The 16,972-nt window shown below is 73.4% G+C and carries 13 protein-coding genes; 8 read left to right on the plus strand and 5 right to left on the minus strand.

Annotation, left to right across the window (positions count from 1 at the left end):
* Positions 1 to 15 precede the first annotated feature (15 nt).
* From ACFYYN_RS15450 to ACFYYN_RS15460, 3 genes are all read left to right on the plus strand, one after another.
* Positions 16 to 444: a MarR family winged helix-turn-helix transcriptional regulator gene (locus tag ACFYYN_RS15450; RefSeq protein ID WP_500324528.1), complete on the plus strand. Its 429-nt coding sequence runs from the start codon at positions 16 to 18 to the stop codon at positions 442 to 444.
* A 300-nt stretch (positions 445 to 744) separates the two neighbouring features.
* The gene (locus ACFYYN_RS15455) at positions 745 to 1,341 is read left to right on the plus strand and encodes a hypothetical protein (protein ID WP_500546196.1); all 597 of its coding nucleotides are present in this window, start codon (positions 745 to 747) and stop codon (positions 1,339 to 1,341) included.
* A gap of 270 nt (positions 1,342 to 1,611) precedes the next feature.
* Positions 1,612 to 1,800, plus strand: coding sequence for a bleomycin resistance protein (locus ACFYYN_RS15460; RefSeq protein WP_500324530.1), 189 nt, complete (start codon positions 1,612 to 1,614; stop codon positions 1,798 to 1,800).
* Positions 1,801 to 1,820: 20 nt separating this feature from the next.
* Here ACFYYN_RS15460 and ACFYYN_RS15465 read toward each other — a convergent pair whose 3' ends face one another.
* Complete coding sequence (locus tag ACFYYN_RS15465; RefSeq protein WP_500546197.1) at positions 1,821 to 2,444, minus strand: DsbA family oxidoreductase; 624 nt, start codon at positions 2,442 to 2,444, stop codon at positions 1,821 to 1,823.
* A gap of 103 nt (positions 2,445 to 2,547) precedes the next feature.
* Positions 2,548 to 3,426, minus strand: a complete 879-nt coding sequence (locus ACFYYN_RS15470) for an alpha/beta fold hydrolase (protein WP_500546198.1) — start codon at positions 3,424 to 3,426, stop codon at positions 2,548 to 2,550.
* 136 nt (positions 3,427 to 3,562) lie between these two features.
* On the opposite strand from ACFYYN_RS15470, the gene ACFYYN_RS15475 reads away from it, so the two are divergent.
* Complete coding sequence (locus ACFYYN_RS15475; RefSeq protein ID WP_500546199.1) at positions 3,563 to 5,560, plus strand: AfsR/SARP family transcriptional regulator; 1,998 nt, start codon at positions 3,563 to 3,565, stop codon at positions 5,558 to 5,560.
* A gap of 78 nt (positions 5,561 to 5,638) precedes the next feature.
* Here ACFYYN_RS15475 and ACFYYN_RS15480 read toward each other — a convergent pair whose 3' ends face one another.
* The 3 genes from ACFYYN_RS15480 to ACFYYN_RS15490 all read right to left on the minus strand — a co-directional run bounded on the left by ACFYYN_RS15480 (position 5,639) and on the right by ACFYYN_RS15490 (position 12,357).
* Positions 5,639 to 5,842, minus strand: coding sequence for a cold-shock protein (locus ACFYYN_RS15480; RefSeq protein WP_326570877.1), 204 nt, complete (start codon positions 5,840 to 5,842; stop codon positions 5,639 to 5,641).
* 240 nt (positions 5,843 to 6,082) lie between these two features.
* Positions 6,083 to 10,021, minus strand: coding sequence for a S8 family serine peptidase (locus ACFYYN_RS15485; RefSeq protein ID WP_500546200.1), 3,939 nt, complete (start codon positions 10,019 to 10,021; stop codon positions 6,083 to 6,085).
* A 197-nt stretch (positions 10,022 to 10,218) separates the two neighbouring features.
* Positions 10,219 to 12,357 (minus strand): alpha-galactosidase, encoded by a 2,139-nt coding sequence (locus ACFYYN_RS15490; RefSeq protein ID WP_500546201.1) that lies wholly within the window; start codon positions 12,355 to 12,357, stop codon positions 10,219 to 10,221.
* Between the two features lie 179 nt (positions 12,358 to 12,536).
* Between ACFYYN_RS15490 and ACFYYN_RS15495 the strand changes: the two genes are divergently transcribed.
* Genes ACFYYN_RS15495 through ACFYYN_RS15510 form a run of 4 tightly spaced genes read left to right on the plus strand, consistent with a single transcriptional unit; the run spans position 12,537 to position 16,946 of the window.
* On the plus strand, positions 12,537 to 13,712 hold the full coding sequence (locus tag ACFYYN_RS15495; RefSeq protein WP_500546203.1) for an ROK family transcriptional regulator: 1,176 nt from the start codon (positions 12,537 to 12,539) through the stop codon (positions 13,710 to 13,712).
* 8 nt (positions 13,713 to 13,720) lie between these two features.
* Positions 13,721 to 15,034: an ABC transporter substrate-binding protein gene (locus tag ACFYYN_RS15500; protein WP_500546205.1), complete on the plus strand. Its 1,314-nt coding sequence runs from the start codon at positions 13,721 to 13,723 to the stop codon at positions 15,032 to 15,034.
* Between the two features lie 20 nt (positions 15,035 to 15,054).
* Positions 15,055 to 16,023, plus strand: a complete 969-nt coding sequence (locus ACFYYN_RS15505) for a carbohydrate ABC transporter permease (protein WP_500546206.1) — start codon at positions 15,055 to 15,057, stop codon at positions 16,021 to 16,023.
* The gene (locus ACFYYN_RS15510) at positions 16,020 to 16,946 is read left to right on the plus strand and encodes a carbohydrate ABC transporter permease (protein WP_500546207.1); all 927 of its coding nucleotides are present in this window, start codon (positions 16,020 to 16,022) and stop codon (positions 16,944 to 16,946) included. Before ACFYYN_RS15505 ends, ACFYYN_RS15510 begins: the two co-directional genes overlap by 4 nt.
* The last annotated feature ends 26 nt before the right edge of the window (positions 16,947 to 16,972 follow it).

The raw sequence follows: 16,972 nt of genomic DNA on the forward strand, positions 1-16,972 counted from the left end.
GCGAGGGGGCCGACGATGGCGGCGGTCGGTGAGGAAGACGCCCTGGACTTCGTGGTGTCCCTGCACCGCCTGGTGCGGCTGCTGCGCCGCGCCCGCCCCGAGCCGAGGGTCCAGCCGACCCCGCTCATCGTCCTCGCCCTGCTGAACCAGTACGGTCCCTCGCGCGTCGGCGTCCTCGCCGAGCGGGCCGCCTGCACCCAGCCCACGATCACCGCCGCGGTGACGCAACTGGAGGCGGCCGGGCTGGTCCGCCGCGAACCCGACCCGGCCGACGGCCGTGCCACACGGGTGGTCATGACCGCGCCGGGCCGGCGGGAACTCGTGCGGATGGCCCGCGGCGAGGCCGAGGCCCTCGCCGCGCGCCTGGGCACCCTGCCGCCGGAGGACGTGCGCAAGGTCCTCGAGGCGGGCCGTCTGCTGCGCCGCCTGACGGACCGCGACTGACACCCGGACGGCGCGGACCCCTCCGGACCTGGTTCATCGGCCCTCGCCGACCACAGGGCGTACGCCCCCGTGGTGAGGACCGTCGGCACGCGCCTGCGCGGCGGACGGCAGCGTTCGCCCCGGGCTCGCCCCGCAGGACGTGCTGCTGATGGGCTTCCTCTGGCGCGTCGGCGCCGACACCCGCGGCCACCGCGTCACCGACCTGGTCGTCAACGGCCTTTGCCCCCCACGCACATGGCCGGTCCTTGATCGACCGAGGCTAGTGTGTGCGCGTCCGGATGCCGGGGTGGGGAGCTGGTCGTGGTCGAGATGACGGAGCGTCGCAGACGTGGAGCGGCGGCGGTGTTGGCGGGGGTCGCCGTGGTGCTCGTCCTCGGCGCCTGGGCGGGGCGTCGGGAGAGGCTCCGCTCGGGCGGCCTGCTGGTCGCGGTCCGGCTCCTGGACCAGCCCTTGGTGTTCGGCATCGCGACGGGCGTGGTGCTGACAGCGGCGCTGATCCTCGCGGTGCGCGGCCCCGTCCTGCGCTCCCTGATCCTGGTGGCGGGCGTCTTCGGCACGCTGGCGCTCGGCGCGGCGATCTCCCTGTTCAGTCATGGCGGGGAGGAGACGATGAGCAAGGCGGCGCCCGGCCGCCCCGACCGCGAGCTCGTGGTCGTGGAGGGGGCCGCCATGATCGACCCGCTGTGGTGGGTCTACGTCGACGAGGGGTCGTGGCTCACGGCACGCCGCTGGCGCGTCGGCTTCGTCAACGGCGACAGCTGTGACCTGGTCGCGGTGGAGTGGGACGGGCCGGACCGCGTCCGCGTGACCCTGGACGCCGGCGAGGGCGACGAGGTCCACGTGATCCGGCTCTCCCCGGCCGACGGCAGGCCCGACCGTACGGTGGACCGGGGCTGACGCGCCCGCACCTCAAGCCCGTTGCCGGGTCGCCGTCCCCACGGGGGACAGCGCCGTGCGGAGCTGCCGCCGCCCGGAGACGCCGAGACCTCGTCCACCGCAACCGGCTCCCCGAGGGTGGTCACTTCGCCGCCTGGGAGCAGCCGGAGCTGTTCGTGAACGAGGTCCGCGCGGGCTTCCGCCCGATGCGCCGACCGCGCCCGGGTTGCGGAATCCCACCGTCCTCGCGGACCGTGGGATTCCGGGCCGCACGACCGAGGAGGTGCCGCCATGGACGTCCCGACCCTGGCCGGGCTCCTGCACGAGACCGAGGAGCGCCACGGCGCGTACGAGGCGACCGCCCCGGAGCACCACTGGTGGGACTGGTACGCCGCCTACCTGTTCGCCCGTGAGCAGGGCCGTACCCCCGACGAGGCCGCCCGTGAGGCCGCGGCCCACATGCAGGCGCTGCTGGGCTAGGCCGACTCGCCGGCCGCTCCTCACCGGGCGAGCGCCGCGGCCCAGTCGCGGAACCGCTGCGGGGGCTGCAGTCCGGCGATCCCGTGACGTCGGGAGACCCAGGTGGGTGTGGCGTGGACGCCGTACCGCCAGGCGAGCAACTCCGACGCGGCCAGCGCGTCGGTCATCGCCGCGGAACCCCAGGCCGCGCGCAGCCCCTTCGCGTCGCCCCCGGCCTCCTCGGCGAGGGAGACCAGCAGCTCCCGGGACCCGATGTCGAGGCCGTCGGCGAAGTTGGCCGCGAACACCGCGGCGGCGAAGCGGCCGGCGGCCTCGCGGTCGCTCGCGGCGAGCCATTCGTGAGCCTCCAGCGCGGGGCGCGAGTGGGTGACGCGGTCCGTCCGGCGCAGCGGCAGGCCCGCCGCCTCGGCCTCGTGGGCGAGGAGCGCGTACGCGGGGTCCGTGCGCCGGCCGGGAGGGGTGCCGCTGGGCCCCGTCCAAGGGTGGATCCGCAGCGCGTGCCCGACCACGCGGATGCCGTGCTCGCGGAGGATCCGGGTGCGGTCCTGGGCCACGTAGCAGTAGGGGCAGATGAAGTCGAACCAGTGCTCGGCGGTCGCGGTGCGCGGCGGCGAGCAGGGCCCGGGGGCGGAGGTGACGATCATCTGGGCTCCTCACGGGTTCGCGAGATTCGTTACCACTGATATCTGTAACGTAAGTCGCTTCCGAGGTTCTTCCCGCCCCCGGGCCTCGACCGTTTTCCGGGGCTCAGGAGGCGACGAGTGCCCGCAGGGCCGACGCGACGAGTCCCGGGTCCTCCTCCGCCATGAAGTGGCCGCAACGGACGGTGGTGTGCGTCAGGTCGGGGGCCCAGGCCTGCCAGAGGGCGCGGGCGTCGTAGCCGAGGGCGGCGCCCCAGTCCTGCTGGAGGACCGCGACCGGCATCCGGAGCCGCCGGCCCGCGGCCCGGTCGGCCCGGTCGTGGTCGGCGTCGACGGTCGCCGAGGCACGGTAGTCGGCCACGATCGAGGGGACGGCCGCGCGGCACGCGTCGAGGTAGGCGGCGCGCACGGCGGGCGGGAAGGTCTCCGGGGACCGGTTCCACGCGTCGAGGAAGTGCCCGAAGAAGGCGTCCGGGGCGGCGGCGATCATCTGCTCGGGCAGGCCCGGGGGCTGGGCCATCAGGTACAGGTGGAAGCCCACGGCGGCGTCGGCGCCGCGCAGGACGTCCCACATGTCCAGGGTGGGCAGCACGTCGAGTACGGCCAGCCGGCTGACCGCGTCGGGATGGTCGAGCCCGGCGCGGAAGGCGACCAGCGCACCGCGGTCGTGGCCGGCGAGCGCGAAGCGGTCGTGACCGAGCGCGCGGGCCAGCGCGACGACGTCCGCGGCCATGGTGCGCTTGGCGTACGTGGCGGGTCCCGCGGGGGCCGGTTTGTCGCTGGCACCGTAACCACGCAGGTCGGGGCAGATCACGGTGTGGTCGGCGGCCAGGTCGGCGGCGACGTGGCGCCACATGAGGTGGGTCTGCGGGAAGCCGTGCAGGAGGACGACGGGGCTGCCCGAGCCGCCGACGGCGACGTTGAGGGCGACGTCGTCGGCGACGGGGATGCGGTGGTAGGCGAAGCCGGGGACGACCGGTGTCATGGTGCGCTGCTCTCGTTCGGTGGCGGGGGAGTGACGTGCCCGCCGGTGGCGGACGCCCCGAGCCTCCCGCCCGCGGATCAGCATCCGGTCAGCGCGTACCGTGGCTGCGGGGAGGACGGCCGGAGAGGTGGGCAGGGTGCGGGTCGCTTTCGGTGTGCTCGGGCCGGTCGTCGCCTGGGACGGCGACGGTCGCGCACTGGCGCTCAAGGGCCCCCGGCACCGGGAGGTGCTGGCGCGGCTGGTGGTGGCGCGCCGGCGTGTCGTACCGGTGACCCGCCTGGTGGCGGACCTGTGGGACGAACCCCCGGCCGGCGCCGTCGGGGCCGTGCAGACCTTCGTCGGGGCGCTGCGCCGCGAGCTGGAACCGGAGCGGCCGCCCCGCGCCCCCGCCCGGCTGCTGGTCACCGCGGGCACTGGGTACGCGCTGCGGGCGGACCCGGACAGCGTGGACGCCTGGCGGTTCGAGGCCGCCGTCGACGCCGCCGCGGCACTGCCGCCCGCGGCGGCGCTGACGCGGCTCGAGGAGGCGCTGGACCTGTGGCGCGGTCCCTCGTACGGCGAGTACGCCGACCGGGAGTGGGCCCGCGGCGAGCGTTCCCGCCTCGCCGAACTGCGGCTGCGGGCGGTGGAACGGCGGGCGGAGGCCCGGCTGGAGCTGGGCCTTGCCGCCGAGGCGGTGCCCGACCTGGACGCGCACCTGATCGCGCATCCGTGGCGGGAGGACGCCTGGCGGCTGCTGGCGCTCGCGCTGTACCGGTCGGGCCGTCAGGGGGACGCTCTCGCCGTGCTGCGCCGGGCCCGCGCGATGCTGGCCCGGGGACTGGGGCTCGACCCGGGAGCGGCGCTGCGCCGCCTGGAGGCGGACATGCTCGCCCAGGACCCGCGCCTGGACCCGCCGGCGCCCGCGCCCGCCGGCCCGGGCGACGCGGCCGCCCGGGTGTGGGCCCGGGCGGCCGAGGCGTACGACCGCACGGTCGCCGCCGGGGCCCGCGCACGGCTGGAGTCGACGGTCGGCCTCCTCCGCAATCTCGCGCTGACCGGGGGCGGCGGCCTGGAGGCCACCCGGGAGCACCGCCTGGCGGCCGTCGCCGCGGCGGAGGAGTCCGGCGACCCGGAGCTGACCGCCCGGGTGATCGGTGCCTACGACGTCCCCGCGATCTGGACCCGCAGCGACGACCCGGAGCAGGCCCGCCGTATCGTCGCCGCCGCCGAGCGCACCCTGGCCGCCCTGCCCGCCGACGCCGCGCACGAGACCGCACGCTGCCGCCTGCTGGCCACGATCGCGGTGGAGACGCGCGGCATCCGCTCCGCCCGCGGACCGCTTGCGGCCCGGCAGGCCGAGGAGACGGCCCGCCGGCTCGACGACCCGGCGCTCCTCGCCTTCGCGCTCAACGGGGTGTTCATGCAGACCTGCGCCCGGGCGGGCCTCGCGCCGCGGCGGGACGCGATCGGCGCCGAACTGGTGGCGCTGGCCCGGCGGCACGGGCTGACGACGTACGAGGTGCTCGGTCACCTGATCCGGGTACAGGCCCGCAGCGCGCTCGCCGACCTCCCCGCGGCCGACGTGCACGCCGCCGCGGTCGACGTCCTGGCCGAACGCCACGAACTGCCCCTCGCCGGCGTGTTCACGCAGTGGTACCGGGCCCTGCGGACGGCCGCCTCCGGGGGCGGGCCGCGGGCCGGGGCCGCCTACCGGGCCGCCGCCGCACGCCTGGAGGGCGCCGGGATGCCGGGTGTGGAACGGGGTCTGCTGCCGCTCGCGCTGCTCTGCCTCGACCTGGCCGACGGCAGCGTCCCGGCGGCGCGGATCGCCGAGCGTGTCGACCCCGCGGCGGAGTGGGGGCCGTACCGGCCGTGGGCCGAGCCGTTCGTCCTGCTGCGCGCAAGCCGCCGTGCCGAGGCCCTGGCGGCCCTGCGGGCCCTGCCCGAGCCACCCCCCGACCTGATGTACGAGGCCCTGTGCTGCGTGCAGTCCGTGCTCGCCGTCGAGCTCGGCGACCGCGACGCCCTGGAGGCGCTCCACGCCCGCCTGCTCCCCGCCGCCGGGGAACTCGCGGGCGCGGGCAGCGGTCTGCTCACCGCGGGTCCGGTGGACCGGTACCTGGCCGCCGTCACCGCGGCGCTCGCCCCGTAGACCCGGCGTGCCCGCACGGCCCCGAAAGAGGAAGGGCCGGCACCCCGTGAGGTGCCGGCCCCTTACATCCCCGGTGGGTCAGATGGGGAGGATGTTCTCGGCCTGCGGGCCCTTCTGGCCCTGCGTGACGTCGAAGCTCACCTTCTGGCCCTCCTGGAGCTCACGGAAGCCCTGGGTGGCGATGTTGGAGTAGTGAGCGAAGACGTCGGCGCCGCCGCCGTCCTGCTCGATGAAGCCGAAGCCCTTTTCCGAGTTGAACCACTTCACGGTGCCGGTCGCCATGGGAATCTCCTTCGGGAGCAGTACATGAAGCCCGCACTTTGCGGACCTCCGTCGCCGCAATGACCCCTCCGGGACAACCGGAAAACAAAAAATGCACCTGTCGGTCACATCCCGGCAGGTGCACGTAAAGTTCATGGGTACCAAAACTGCAACGCGATCAACCTAGCACAGGCGTCGTCGGACGACCACGGGGCCGGGTCCGCCACCGGTCGTGGCGGACCCGGCCCCGTAGGTGTCCGGTCAGTAGGTGAACCGCTGGAGGCCGTTGGCCCAGGGGTTCACCAGGAAGACGGTACGAGTGGCGGGGTCGAGGAACAGGCCGCGCCGGCTGGTGAAGTCGAAGTTGGACGTGCTCAGCGTGGAGTTGACGAGGTTGGCGACGGGGTGCCGGGCGAGCACCTTCCCGGTGTCGGGGTCGAGGACGGTGATCTCGCTGAGGGCGTTGTTGTCGCCGGTGGTGGCCTCCTCGTACAGGTGGGCGACGAGGGCGACGTGGTGCCGGGTGTCGAGCACCGGCCACATGACGCCCCGGGTGCCCAGGTCGGCCGGCGCGGAGGTGGCCAGGGACTTCTGGTCGGCCGAACGCCAGGTGCCGGTCGGGAACTCGCCCGTGGTGTAGCTGGGGGTGGCGGGTCCCGCGGCGACGTACACCCGGTCGCCCTTGCCGTCGGGCAGGAGGCCGGCGGTGCAGGCCGGCATGGTGGTCAGCGGCGACACCTCGCGGGTGCCGGGGTCGACCGACACCGCCCAGTAGGGGACGCGCCCGGACAGGCAGGGCCCCATGGTGCCGGTGGTGGCCACGAAGAACGTGCCGGTCGAGGCGTCGACGGAGACGTTGCCGAAGGCCCGCCCCGGGTTGTCCGCGTTGAGCGGGATCGGCGCGGAGACCTTGCCGGTGGCCATGTCGACGGTCCACAGCGAGGCCACGCCCGAGACCCCGTCGAAGGTCGTCACCCCCGCCCGGTGCCGGGCCGGGTCGACGGCTCCGCCCTGGAAGTACACCGACGTCGAGCCGGTGCCCGGGTCGAGGGCGCTGAGCCTCACGCGCGCACCGGTCTTCGTGTCGCGCAGGTCGACCTCGGGGAGCACACCGCCGTCGAACGGCCGGTGGCCGATCAGGGTGTGTCCCGTGCCGGGGTCGGCCCCCAGGACCTCCTGCATCATCGAGGTGCCGGTCTGGCGGGACACCGTGGTGCCGAGGGTTCCCTCGGAGAGCGAGTACGCGGTGGTGGCCGAGCCCTCCAGGTGGATCCAGCCGTCGTCGCCCTCGGCGAAGTCATCGGTGGCGAGCAGCGCCGTGCCCCCGCTGACCTCGATGTTCTCCAGGGTGCCGGAGACCGTGTCGCCGTCGAGGTACTGCACGAACGACGTGGGCGAGGCCTGTCCGACGGGCTTGCCCGCCCGCGTGGGCAGGACCCGGACCGGGTACTGCAGTCCGGTCGGCAGGCCGAGGGCCTTGAGGTCGAGCACGGTCCGGCCCTTCACCGACGGCAGGGCCCGGAAGAGGGTGGAGGCGTGGTCGACGCCGTTGTCGTCGCGGCCGCTGCCGTTCTGGTTGGTGGCGGTGTTGAGAGCCCCGTACAGGGTGGGTGCCGGGGTGAGGAACTCGATGGCCGCGCCGTCGGCGTGCGGAGCCGAGGAGGCGTCCCAGGAGACCGTCAACCGCGGCTCCGCCCGGGTCAGTTCGACGGCGTGCGCCGTGGCGGACTTCCCCTGCCCCAGCAGCGGTGCCTGCGGCCGCTGGTCGGCGCCGGGTCCGACGCGCAGTGCGCGGAAGTCCCCGAAGACCTGGCCGTCGTAGAGCGTGACGCCGATGCCGTAGAGCCCGGCGCCACCCGGTGCGAATGCGGAGGCGGGGATGGTCACCGTGCCCTTGGTGCCGGTGAGCGGGGTGCGCCACTGGGCACGCCACTTGTCGCTGGTGGTGAAGGGCGTCCAGTGGCCGACCGAGGAGAGCACCAGCTCGGGGGCGGTCGCGTCCCGCAGGCCGGTGAGGTCGTAGTGCACGGTGACGGACTTGCCCAGCGGGGACGAGCCGGGCGCGGTCGGAGCCTTCGGCTGCACATAGGTGCCGTCGGCCGCGCCGAAGGTGAGCCGCTGACCGGTCGAGGCCACCACCTTGTGGCCGTCGAGGGCCTCGAACGTCACCTGTACGGTGCGCGCTTCGCCGGAGGCGAGGGGCAGGCCGGCGGCGGCCAGCAGCTCGCGCGGCAGGACGCGCAGGCTCGGGCCGGCGGACGGGATCGTGCCGTGCTCGCCGACGCGTAGACGGTACGTCAGCTTCCGGTGTCCGCCGGTGAGGTCGAGACCGAAGGTGATGGGCGAGACCGCGTTCTGCCCGGACGGGTTGCCCCAGGCGTCGGCGGGGCCCGCCAGGTCGATCGCGGAGGGATCGGTGGCCTCGACGAAGGCGGTGGTCGGGCTCACCGACAGCAGCTGGCGCTCGGCGACGGACAGCCGTACCGCGGCCGGGGTGAGGGAATGGCGCTTGGCGAGCACCTTCTCCACCGCCGCTGTCACGTCCAGCTGCGGGCCCATGCGCAGTTCCCGGTCGGCCTGCGGGGGCTGGGCGATCGGGCGGCCGGTGTCCACCAGCAGCTTCCGGACCTCACGCGGGCTGAGCTGCTGCCCGGTCGCCTCGGCGGCCGCCAGCACGTTGGCCGCCGCAGCGGCGATCATCGGGGCCGAGGCCGAGGTGCCGCCGTTGAGCACCACGCCCGGACCGTCCGGTGTGTGGATCAGCGAGGGCAGGTTGTCGCCGGGCGCCGCCAGGTCGATCCGGGTGCCGAACCCCGAGGAGTAGCCGGCGGAGCCGTTGTAACGGGTGGTCGGGTAGACGGCGGTGCGTACGTCGTCCGAGCTCAGGGTGTCGTCGACGGTGGTGCCGCCGGCGGCGATCACCCCGGTGTCACGGACCAGTGTGGGGGTGGTGGTGGGGGCGACGTCGTCGATCGACGTCTGCGCGCGGCTGCTCGACGTCACGTCGGTCGGGGTGCTGCCGCCGTCGGGGCCGACCGACACCGGCAGGCCCAGGCGGGTGCCGTCGTTGGACGACACGACCACGACGATCCCCGAGTCCACGATGGCGCGCAGGGTGTCCCTGATCTCCGGGTCGTCCTCCAGCCACCGCGAGGGGAAGCCGATCGAGCCGTCCGTGCCGAAGCCGAGGCTCGCGGTGATGACGTCCGGCCGGGGCTTCTGGGCGGCAGCGGCCCGCAGCGCCGCCGCGATGCCGGTGGCCGAGGGCTCCTCGGGGATCACGAGCCGGTACTGCGCGCCGGGCGCGATGCCCAGCAGGTCGGTGGCGCCGCTGCCGGTGGCCTCCGGGCGCTGCCGGTCGTGCGGCAGCGGGGCCATCATCGAGAAGTCGAGCAGCACTTCGGCGAGGTTGGGGTCCTGGCCCTCGATGGCGCCGGCCGGGTCGAGGCGGCCCTTGTTGTCGCTGGTGTAGGTCGGTATGAGCGGCAGGGAGGGGAAGTCGAGGTAGCGCTTGCCGTCGCGGAGCACCGTGGTGGGGCCGTTGAGGCGCACGTACTCGTCGCCCGCGTCGGCCATGCCCTGGTCGGTGAGGTCCCCCAGCGACACGTTGGTGATGACCTGGCCCTGACCGGGCAGCGCGCGGAGGTACGTCGCGGTGTCCCGGAAGGCGCCGACCGCGTTGACGCCGCCCGCGTTGAGGTAGGACTGGAAGGACGTCGTCAGGCCCTCGTTGGTGGGCAGGTCCTTGGCGGCGGAGGGGGCGGCGGTGCGGGCCGCGCTCCGGTCGCCGATGCCGTCGACGGCCTCGCGGACCGCCTTCGGGAGCGGGACGGCGCCTGAGTTCATGGTCCGGGGGCGCACCGCGGAGCCGGCGCCGGTGGCGCCGCCCACGCTGTACGGCGTGAGCGCGGCGGCGTCGGCCCGGCGCTGGAGGATCCCGGCGGACGGCGTCAGGGAGCCGCCGAACGCGCTGCGGCCCTTCGTGCCCGCCACGGGGAAGGCCCGGGTCGTGCCGTCCTTGCGGGTCAGGGTGCCTGACCCGTCGTCGGACCAGTGCAGCACCGAGCCGTCGTCGAGGGTGAGGGTGTGTGCCGCGGGGGCCGCGTGGGCCGCGGCCCGGGACGCCGGGGCGTCCGGATCCGCGGCGTGGGCGACGGAAGGCGCGGCGATCGTGGACAACAGGGCGGCGAGCGCCGTCAAACGCGCTCGTCTGAAGCGGTGGGACATGCAACGCCCTTCGGTGATCGGGTGAGGAACGTGCAGAGGGCCGGCGGGTCTTCGGGACGGGCGGACGGAGCTCACCTTGACGCTGCCACGTCACACCGGACAAGCTCCCGCAGCTGCGGGTTTGTGCAGTTGCCCACATGCGCGGGGTGCGGCACGGCCCGGCGGGACGGTCAGGCGCCCTCGTGCTCCGCGACGCGCACCAGGTGCACCGCCGAACTGGCCCAGTCGCCGGGCGGCAGGTCGAGCACGAGCCCGTACCCGCCGAGCACGGCCGCGTGGTGCACGGTCCCCGTACGCGTGTCGCGGTAGCGGGCCCCGGCGGTGAGGCCGCCCAGCCGCACCGGTCCCCGCGGGCCGCCGTGCCGCTGGACGCGCTGCCAGGCGAGCACCAGCGCCTCGCTGCCGTCGTGCGCGGCGTACTCCACGACGGTGGGGCCGTCGTCCCCGGGACCGCGCAGCCGGTGCAGCGCTCCGTGCTGGACGAGGTGACGGACCCGCTTGTACTCGGCCACCAGCTCCGCCCCGGCGGCCAGTTCCTCCTCGGACCAGCGGGTGAGGTCACCGCCGATGCCGAGCAGCCCGGCCATCGCGACGTGGAAGCGGAAGCGCAGCGGCACCGTGCGGTGCGTGAGCTGGTTCGGGACGTCGGTCACCCAGGCGGCCATGGTGCGCGCGGGGTAGACCTGGCCGTAGCCGTGCTGGATCGCCACGCGGTCGGCGGCGTCGGTGTTGTCGGAGGGCCACGCCTGGTCGGTGCGGGAGAGGATGCCGAGGTCCACCCGGCCGCCGCCGCCGCTGCAGGACTCGATCCGCAACTGCGGATGGTCGGCGCGGAGCCGGTCGATCACGCCGTAGAGGTGGTGCACGTACCGCGTCCACAGCCGGTCCGCGCCGTCGTCGCGGCCGGGCCAGCCGGCCTCGCTGAAGGCGCGGTTCATGTCCCACTTGAGGAAGTCGACGCCGTTCTCCGCGACGAGCCGGGTGAGCCAGCCGTACGCCCAGTCGGCGACGTCCTGCCGTGCGAAGTTGAGGACCAGCTGGTTGCGCAGCTCGGTCCGGTTCCGGTGCGGGACGTGCAGCACCCAGTCGGGGTGCTCGCGGTACAGGTCGCTGTCCGGGTTGACCATCTCCGGTTCCACCCACAGGCCGAAGCGCATCCCGAGCCGGTGCACCCGGTCGGCGAGGGGGGCCAGCCCGGAGGGGAAGCGGTCGGCGGCCGGGGTCCAGTCGCCGAGGCCCGCGCGGTCGTCGCGCCGTGCCCCGAACCACCCGTCGTCGACGACGTACAGTTCCACGCCGAGCGCCGCGGCCCGGGCGGCGAGCGCCGCCTGGCCGGGCTCGTCGACGTCGAAGCCGGTGGCCTCCCAGGAGTTGTAGAGCACCGGAGCCGTCTCCCGCGGGTGCGGCAGGACGTGGGCCAGGGTGTACGCGTGCCAGGCGCGACTGGCCGCGCCGAAGCCCCCACCGGTGTACAGGCCCGCGAAGGTGGGCGTGGTGTACTCCTCGCCCGGGGCCAGCGGCACGTTCGTACCGTCGTGTCCCGCACCCCCCGTGAAGCCGGCGCGCCCGTCCGGGGTGCGCTGCGCGGTGACACGCCAACTGCCGCTCCAGGCCAGGGCGGCGCTCCACACCCGGCCGTGGGTCTCGCCGGCGTCACCCGCGTCGACCATCACCCACGGGTTGGCGTGGTGGCTGGTGATGCCGCGGCGGCTGGTCAGCACGGTCTCGCCGTACGGCAGCCGGTCCCGGCGCAGTTGGCTCTCCGCGGACCACTGGCCGGTGACGTGGCTGAGCCGGTAGTCGGGCAGCGGCGGCAGGCTCCAGGCGGCGGAGTCGGCGCGGAGCACCGTGAGGTCGTGCTCGCCCGCGTTGCGCAGGACGGTGCGCCGCTCGATGACGTCGCTGTCGTCGTGGAGACGGTAGTGGAGGGTGACCTCCAGCGGGTGGACGCGGTCGCGGAACCGCAGCGTCAACTCGTGCACACCGGGCGCGGGTTCCCGCACGTCATGACCCGTCGGCTGCCACTCGAAGCCCCTGCTCCCGTCGGGGAGGCGGACCTGGAGGGACGGTACCCCGAAGCGGGCCCCGCCGTCGACGGGGAGTTCCTCGCCCACCGGCGAACGGCCCTCGAAGCTGCTCGCGTCCGGTCCCGGCGGGACGGCGAGTTCGGCCGCCTCCTGCAGGGTCAGCCGCGGGCCCCACGCGACGTGGCAGGGGGCACCGGTCGCGTCGATGCGCAGCGCGTACGACGTGCGCGGGGTGCTCAGCAGCCAGATCCCGGTGTCCGGGGCATGGGAGATCACGGGCATGGGTCCTCACGTTCGGGTCGCGCCAGGAGACAGGCGGCAGCCAATCCTTACCTTGGATCACATGTCAACACCCACTCTGGTCCGACCTTTTCCAGATGAGGCGCCCTCACTTGGACTACTTCCGAGGAGTCTTGCTTCTTTTATTGACAGCAGAAAAGAACCCACCTAGGTTCCCGGCCATGCCCTCGATCCCGCCGGGGGAGGCGTTCCCGGCCCACACGCCGGCCGCCTCCCAGATCTTCACCACCGTCCTGTGCCACGGTCCGCTCACCCGCACCGAGATCGCCAAGCGTGCCGGGCTGTCAGCGGCCGCGGTCACCAAGGCGGTCCGGCCGCTGATCGAGGCCGGGTACCTGGTCGAGGACGTGGACGAGGAGGCGCGTCCCTCCCTGGGACGGCCGGCCAACCCCGTACGGGTGGACGGCGGCCGGGCGCTGTTCATCGGCCTCAAGATCACCGGCGACGAGATCATCGGTGTGCTCACCGACCTCTGCTGCCGGATCCGCACCTCCCGCCACGTGCCGCTGGCTGCCCCCGACCCCGGGGCCGTCCTGACCTCGGCGGCGGCACTGGTGCACGAACTGCTGGCGGAGGCCGACGGTTTCGGCGTCCCCGTCAGCGGCCTGGGCATCGCGGTCTCCGGTGACGTGGACCGGGCCGGCGGCCTGGTGCGCTACTCGCCCTTCCTCGACTGGCGGGACATCCCGCTGGCCGAGCTGGCGGGGATGACCACCGGCCTGCCCGTCACCGTCGACAACGACGTCAGGGCGCTCACCGTCGCCGAGCAGTGGTTCGGCGCCGGGGTGGGCCTGTCCGACTTCGCCGTGGTGACGGTCGGCGCGGGCATCGGCTGCGGTCTCGTGGTGCACGGGCGGGTGGTCTCGGGCGCGTACGGGGTGGCCGGCGAGATCGGGCACCTGTCCATCGACCCGGAGGGACCGCTGTGCCACTGCGGCAACCGCGGGTGCGTGGAGGCGATCGCCGCGGACCCGGCGATCGTGCGCGCGGTCCGCGAGGCGACGGGAACCCCCGTCGCCGACGCCGCCGAGGCACTGCGACTGGCCCACGGCGGCGACCCGGGGGCCAGGGAGGTGTACGCGCGGGCCGGCGAGGCGATCGGCCGGGCCATCGGCTCGGTGGCCAACCTCTTCGGCCCGGAGCGCGTGATCATCTCGGGCGAGGGCCTGGTGGCCCACGACCTGTTCGCCGACCAGATCCTCGAGGCCTTCGCCGCCTCCGCCTTCGGCACCGCCGGGCAGTGCGACCTGCGGACCCGTCCGCTGCCCTTCGAGGAGTGGGCGCGCGGGGCCGCGGCCACCGCGATCCAGTCCTTCATCAGATCAGACACGTACTAGGAGTAGCGATGACGCTGCAGAGCCGCACCGTCCTGACCGCGCCTCAGCCCAGCCGCCGCACCGTGGTCGGCGGGCTGTTCGGGCTCGGAGCCGCGGCGCTCGCCGCCCCCCTCCTCACCGCCTGCGGCGGGGGAGCGGCGGCCGACCCCAAGACGGTGACCTTCGGGTCCAACGGGGCCGACGCCACGCCCAAGTCCGCCTACGCGGCGGTGACCAAGGCCTTCACCAAGGACAGCGGGCTGACGGTCAAGACCAACACCGTCGACCACGACAGCTTCCAGAAGGGCATCTCCAGCTACCTGCAGGGCACTCCGGACGACGTCTTCACCTGGTTCGCCGGTTACCGCATGCAGTACTTCGCCAAGAAGGGTCTCGCCACCCCCCTCGACGACGTGTGGGAGAAGATAGGCGGCGGCTTCAGCGAGGCCACCAAGCAGCTCTCCCGCGGCGAGGACGGCAAGTTCTACTTCGTCCCGCTCTACAACTACCCCTGGGGCGTCTTCTACCGGAAGAGCCTCTTCCAGGAGCGCGGCTACACCGTCCCGCGCACCTGGTCCGAGTTCACCGCGCTCGCCAAGCGGATGAAGAAGGACGGCCTCTCCCCGATCGCCTCCGGCTACGGGGGCGGCGACGCCTGGAGCATCCTCGGCGCCTTCGACTACCTCAACCTGCGGGCCAACGGCTACGACTTCCACATGTCCCTGATGCGCGGCGAGGTCTCCTGGACCGACAAGCGCGCCGTCGCCACCCTCGACCTGTGGCGCGAGATCAGCCCGTACTACCAGCAGGGCGCCGGCGGACGTTCGTGGCAGGACGCGGCCCAGTCGCTGCTGGACAAGAAGTCCGGCATGGCGGTCATCGGCCTCTTCCTCGGCCAGCAGGTCACCGACGAGGCGCTCCGCTCCGACATCGACTTCTTCCCCTTCCCCGAGATCGACCCGGCCAACGGGCAGGACGCCGTCGAGGCGCCCACGGACGGCTTCATGCTCAGCCGCCGCCCCAAGAACGAGAAGGGCGCCAAGAAGCTCCTGGAGTTCCTCGGCAGCGCCGAGGCCGAGGGCCTCTACATGGGTGTCGACCCCAGCAACGTGGCCGTCCACGCGCAGGCCGACACCGGCTCCTACAACCCGCTGCAGAAGAAGTCCGCCGAACTCATCGCCTCCGCCAAGCACATCACCCAGTTCGCCGACCGCGACAGCGACCCCGGGTTCATCTCCACGGTCGTCCTGCCCGGACTCACCCAGTGGCTCGGCCACCCCGACGACGGCTCGGCCCTGCTGAAGCGCATCGAGTCGCAGCGCTCGCGCTTCTTCACCTCCTGACCGGACCGGGAAGGTTCACCGTGCCCTCCGCGTCCCCCGCCGCACCCCCCGCCCCCACGCCGCAGGCCCCCGCCACCGGGGCGCCCCGTCGCCGCCCCCGCCGGCTCGGCGCCGGTGACCGGCTCTTCCTGGCGGCCGTCGTCGGCGTCCCGCTCCTGGCCCTCCTGGTCTTCGTCTGGCTCCCGGCACTGGCCTCCATGGGCCTGTCCTTCACCAGCTGGGACGGCATCTACCTGTCCGACATCCACTGGGTCGGGCTCGACAACTACCACCAGATCCTCACCAACTACCCGCCGTTCTGGCCCGCGGTGCGGCACAACGTCATCTGGCTGCTCTTCACCGCGCTGCTGCCCACCCCGTTCGGGATCTTCCTCGCCTACCAGCTCGACCGGAAGCTCCGCTTCACCCGGGTCTACCAGACGGCGATCTTCCTGCCGATGGTGCTCTCCCTGGCCGTGGTCGGCCTCATCTGGGAGATCATCTACAACCCCGACACGGGCCTGCTGGACGGCATCCTGGGCGCGGTGGCCCCCGGCCACCACGTCGACTGGCTGGGCGACCCCGACCTCAACCTGTGGGCCGTCCTGGTCGCCTCGGCCTGGCGGCACACCGGCTACATCATGATCCTCTACCTGGCCGGGCTGAAGGGCTTCGACCCGGCCCTGAAGGAGGCCGCCGCGCTCGACGGCGCCAACGGCCGCCAGACCTTCCTGAAGGTGGTCTTCCCCGCCCTCAAGCCGGTCAACGTCATCATCCTGGTCGTCACCGTCATGGAGTCCCTGCGGGCCTTCGACGTCGTCTACGTGCTCGGCGGCGGCGTCGGCAGCAAGCCCGGCATGGAACTGCTGTCGCTGCTGATCACCGACAACATCATCGGCGAGTCCAGCCACATCGGTTACGGCTCCGCCCTCGCGGTCGTCCTGCTCCTGGTCTCCCTCGCCGCCATCGGGACCTTCCTCGTCCAGAACTTCCGCAAGGAGGACCGGTGACCACGACCGCCACCCCGCCCGTCACCCCGGCCCGCCCCCACCGCGAGGCCTCGCGCGGCGGCGGGGCCTCCAAGCCCCCGCGGCAGACCGGCCGGCACCTGATGCTCGCCACGATCGCGCTGCTGTGGCTGCTGCCGCTGCTGTGGGCCGTCTACACCTCGCTGCGCCCCTACGCGGACACCAGCAAGCACGGCTACCTGTCCTGGCCCCGCGGGATCAGCCTGCAGAACTACACCGACGCCTGGAACCAGTCCGGCATGCCGCACTTCTTCTGGAACTCGGTCCTCATCACCGTCCCGTCCGTCCTGGGCACCCTGTTGTTCTCCGCGGCGGTCGCCTTCTTCGTCTCCCGCTTCGACTTCCGCTGGAACATCGCGCTGCTGATGCTCTTCACCGCGGGCAACCTGCTGCCCGCGCAGGTGCTCATCACCCCGCTCTACCGGCTCTACCTGCTGGTACCGCTCCCGGCGTGGATGAGCGACTCGCTGCTGCTGTACAACTCGGCCTGGGGCATCATCGCCATCCACATCGCCTACCAGTGCGGCTTCTGCACCTTCGTGCTGAGCAACTACATGAAGACGATCCCCGGGGAGATCTCCGAGGCCGCCCTCGTCGACGGCGCCCAGGTGTGGCGGCAGTTCTTCCAGATCATCCTGCCGCTGTGCCGGCCGGCCTTCGCCGCGCTCGCCACCCTGGAGTCGATCTGGATCTACAACGACTTCTTCTGGCCGCTCGCCCTCATCGAGACGGGTGACAAGCGCCCCATCACCTCCGCCCTGGCCAACCTGCAGGGCCAGTACTTCACCAACCCCAACCTCATCGCCGCCGGTGCCCTGATGACCGCCGTCCCCAACCTGCTCGTGTACTTCGCGCTCCAGCGGCAGTTCATCAGCGGCCTGACCATCGGCTCCGGCAAGGGCTGACCTCGCCGGGCCCGGCACGCACACCC

It is taken from the genome of Streptomyces sp. NPDC001902 (genome assembly GCF_042891295.1).
GTDB lineage: Bacteria > Actinomycetota > Actinomycetes > Streptomycetales > Streptomycetaceae > Actinacidiphila.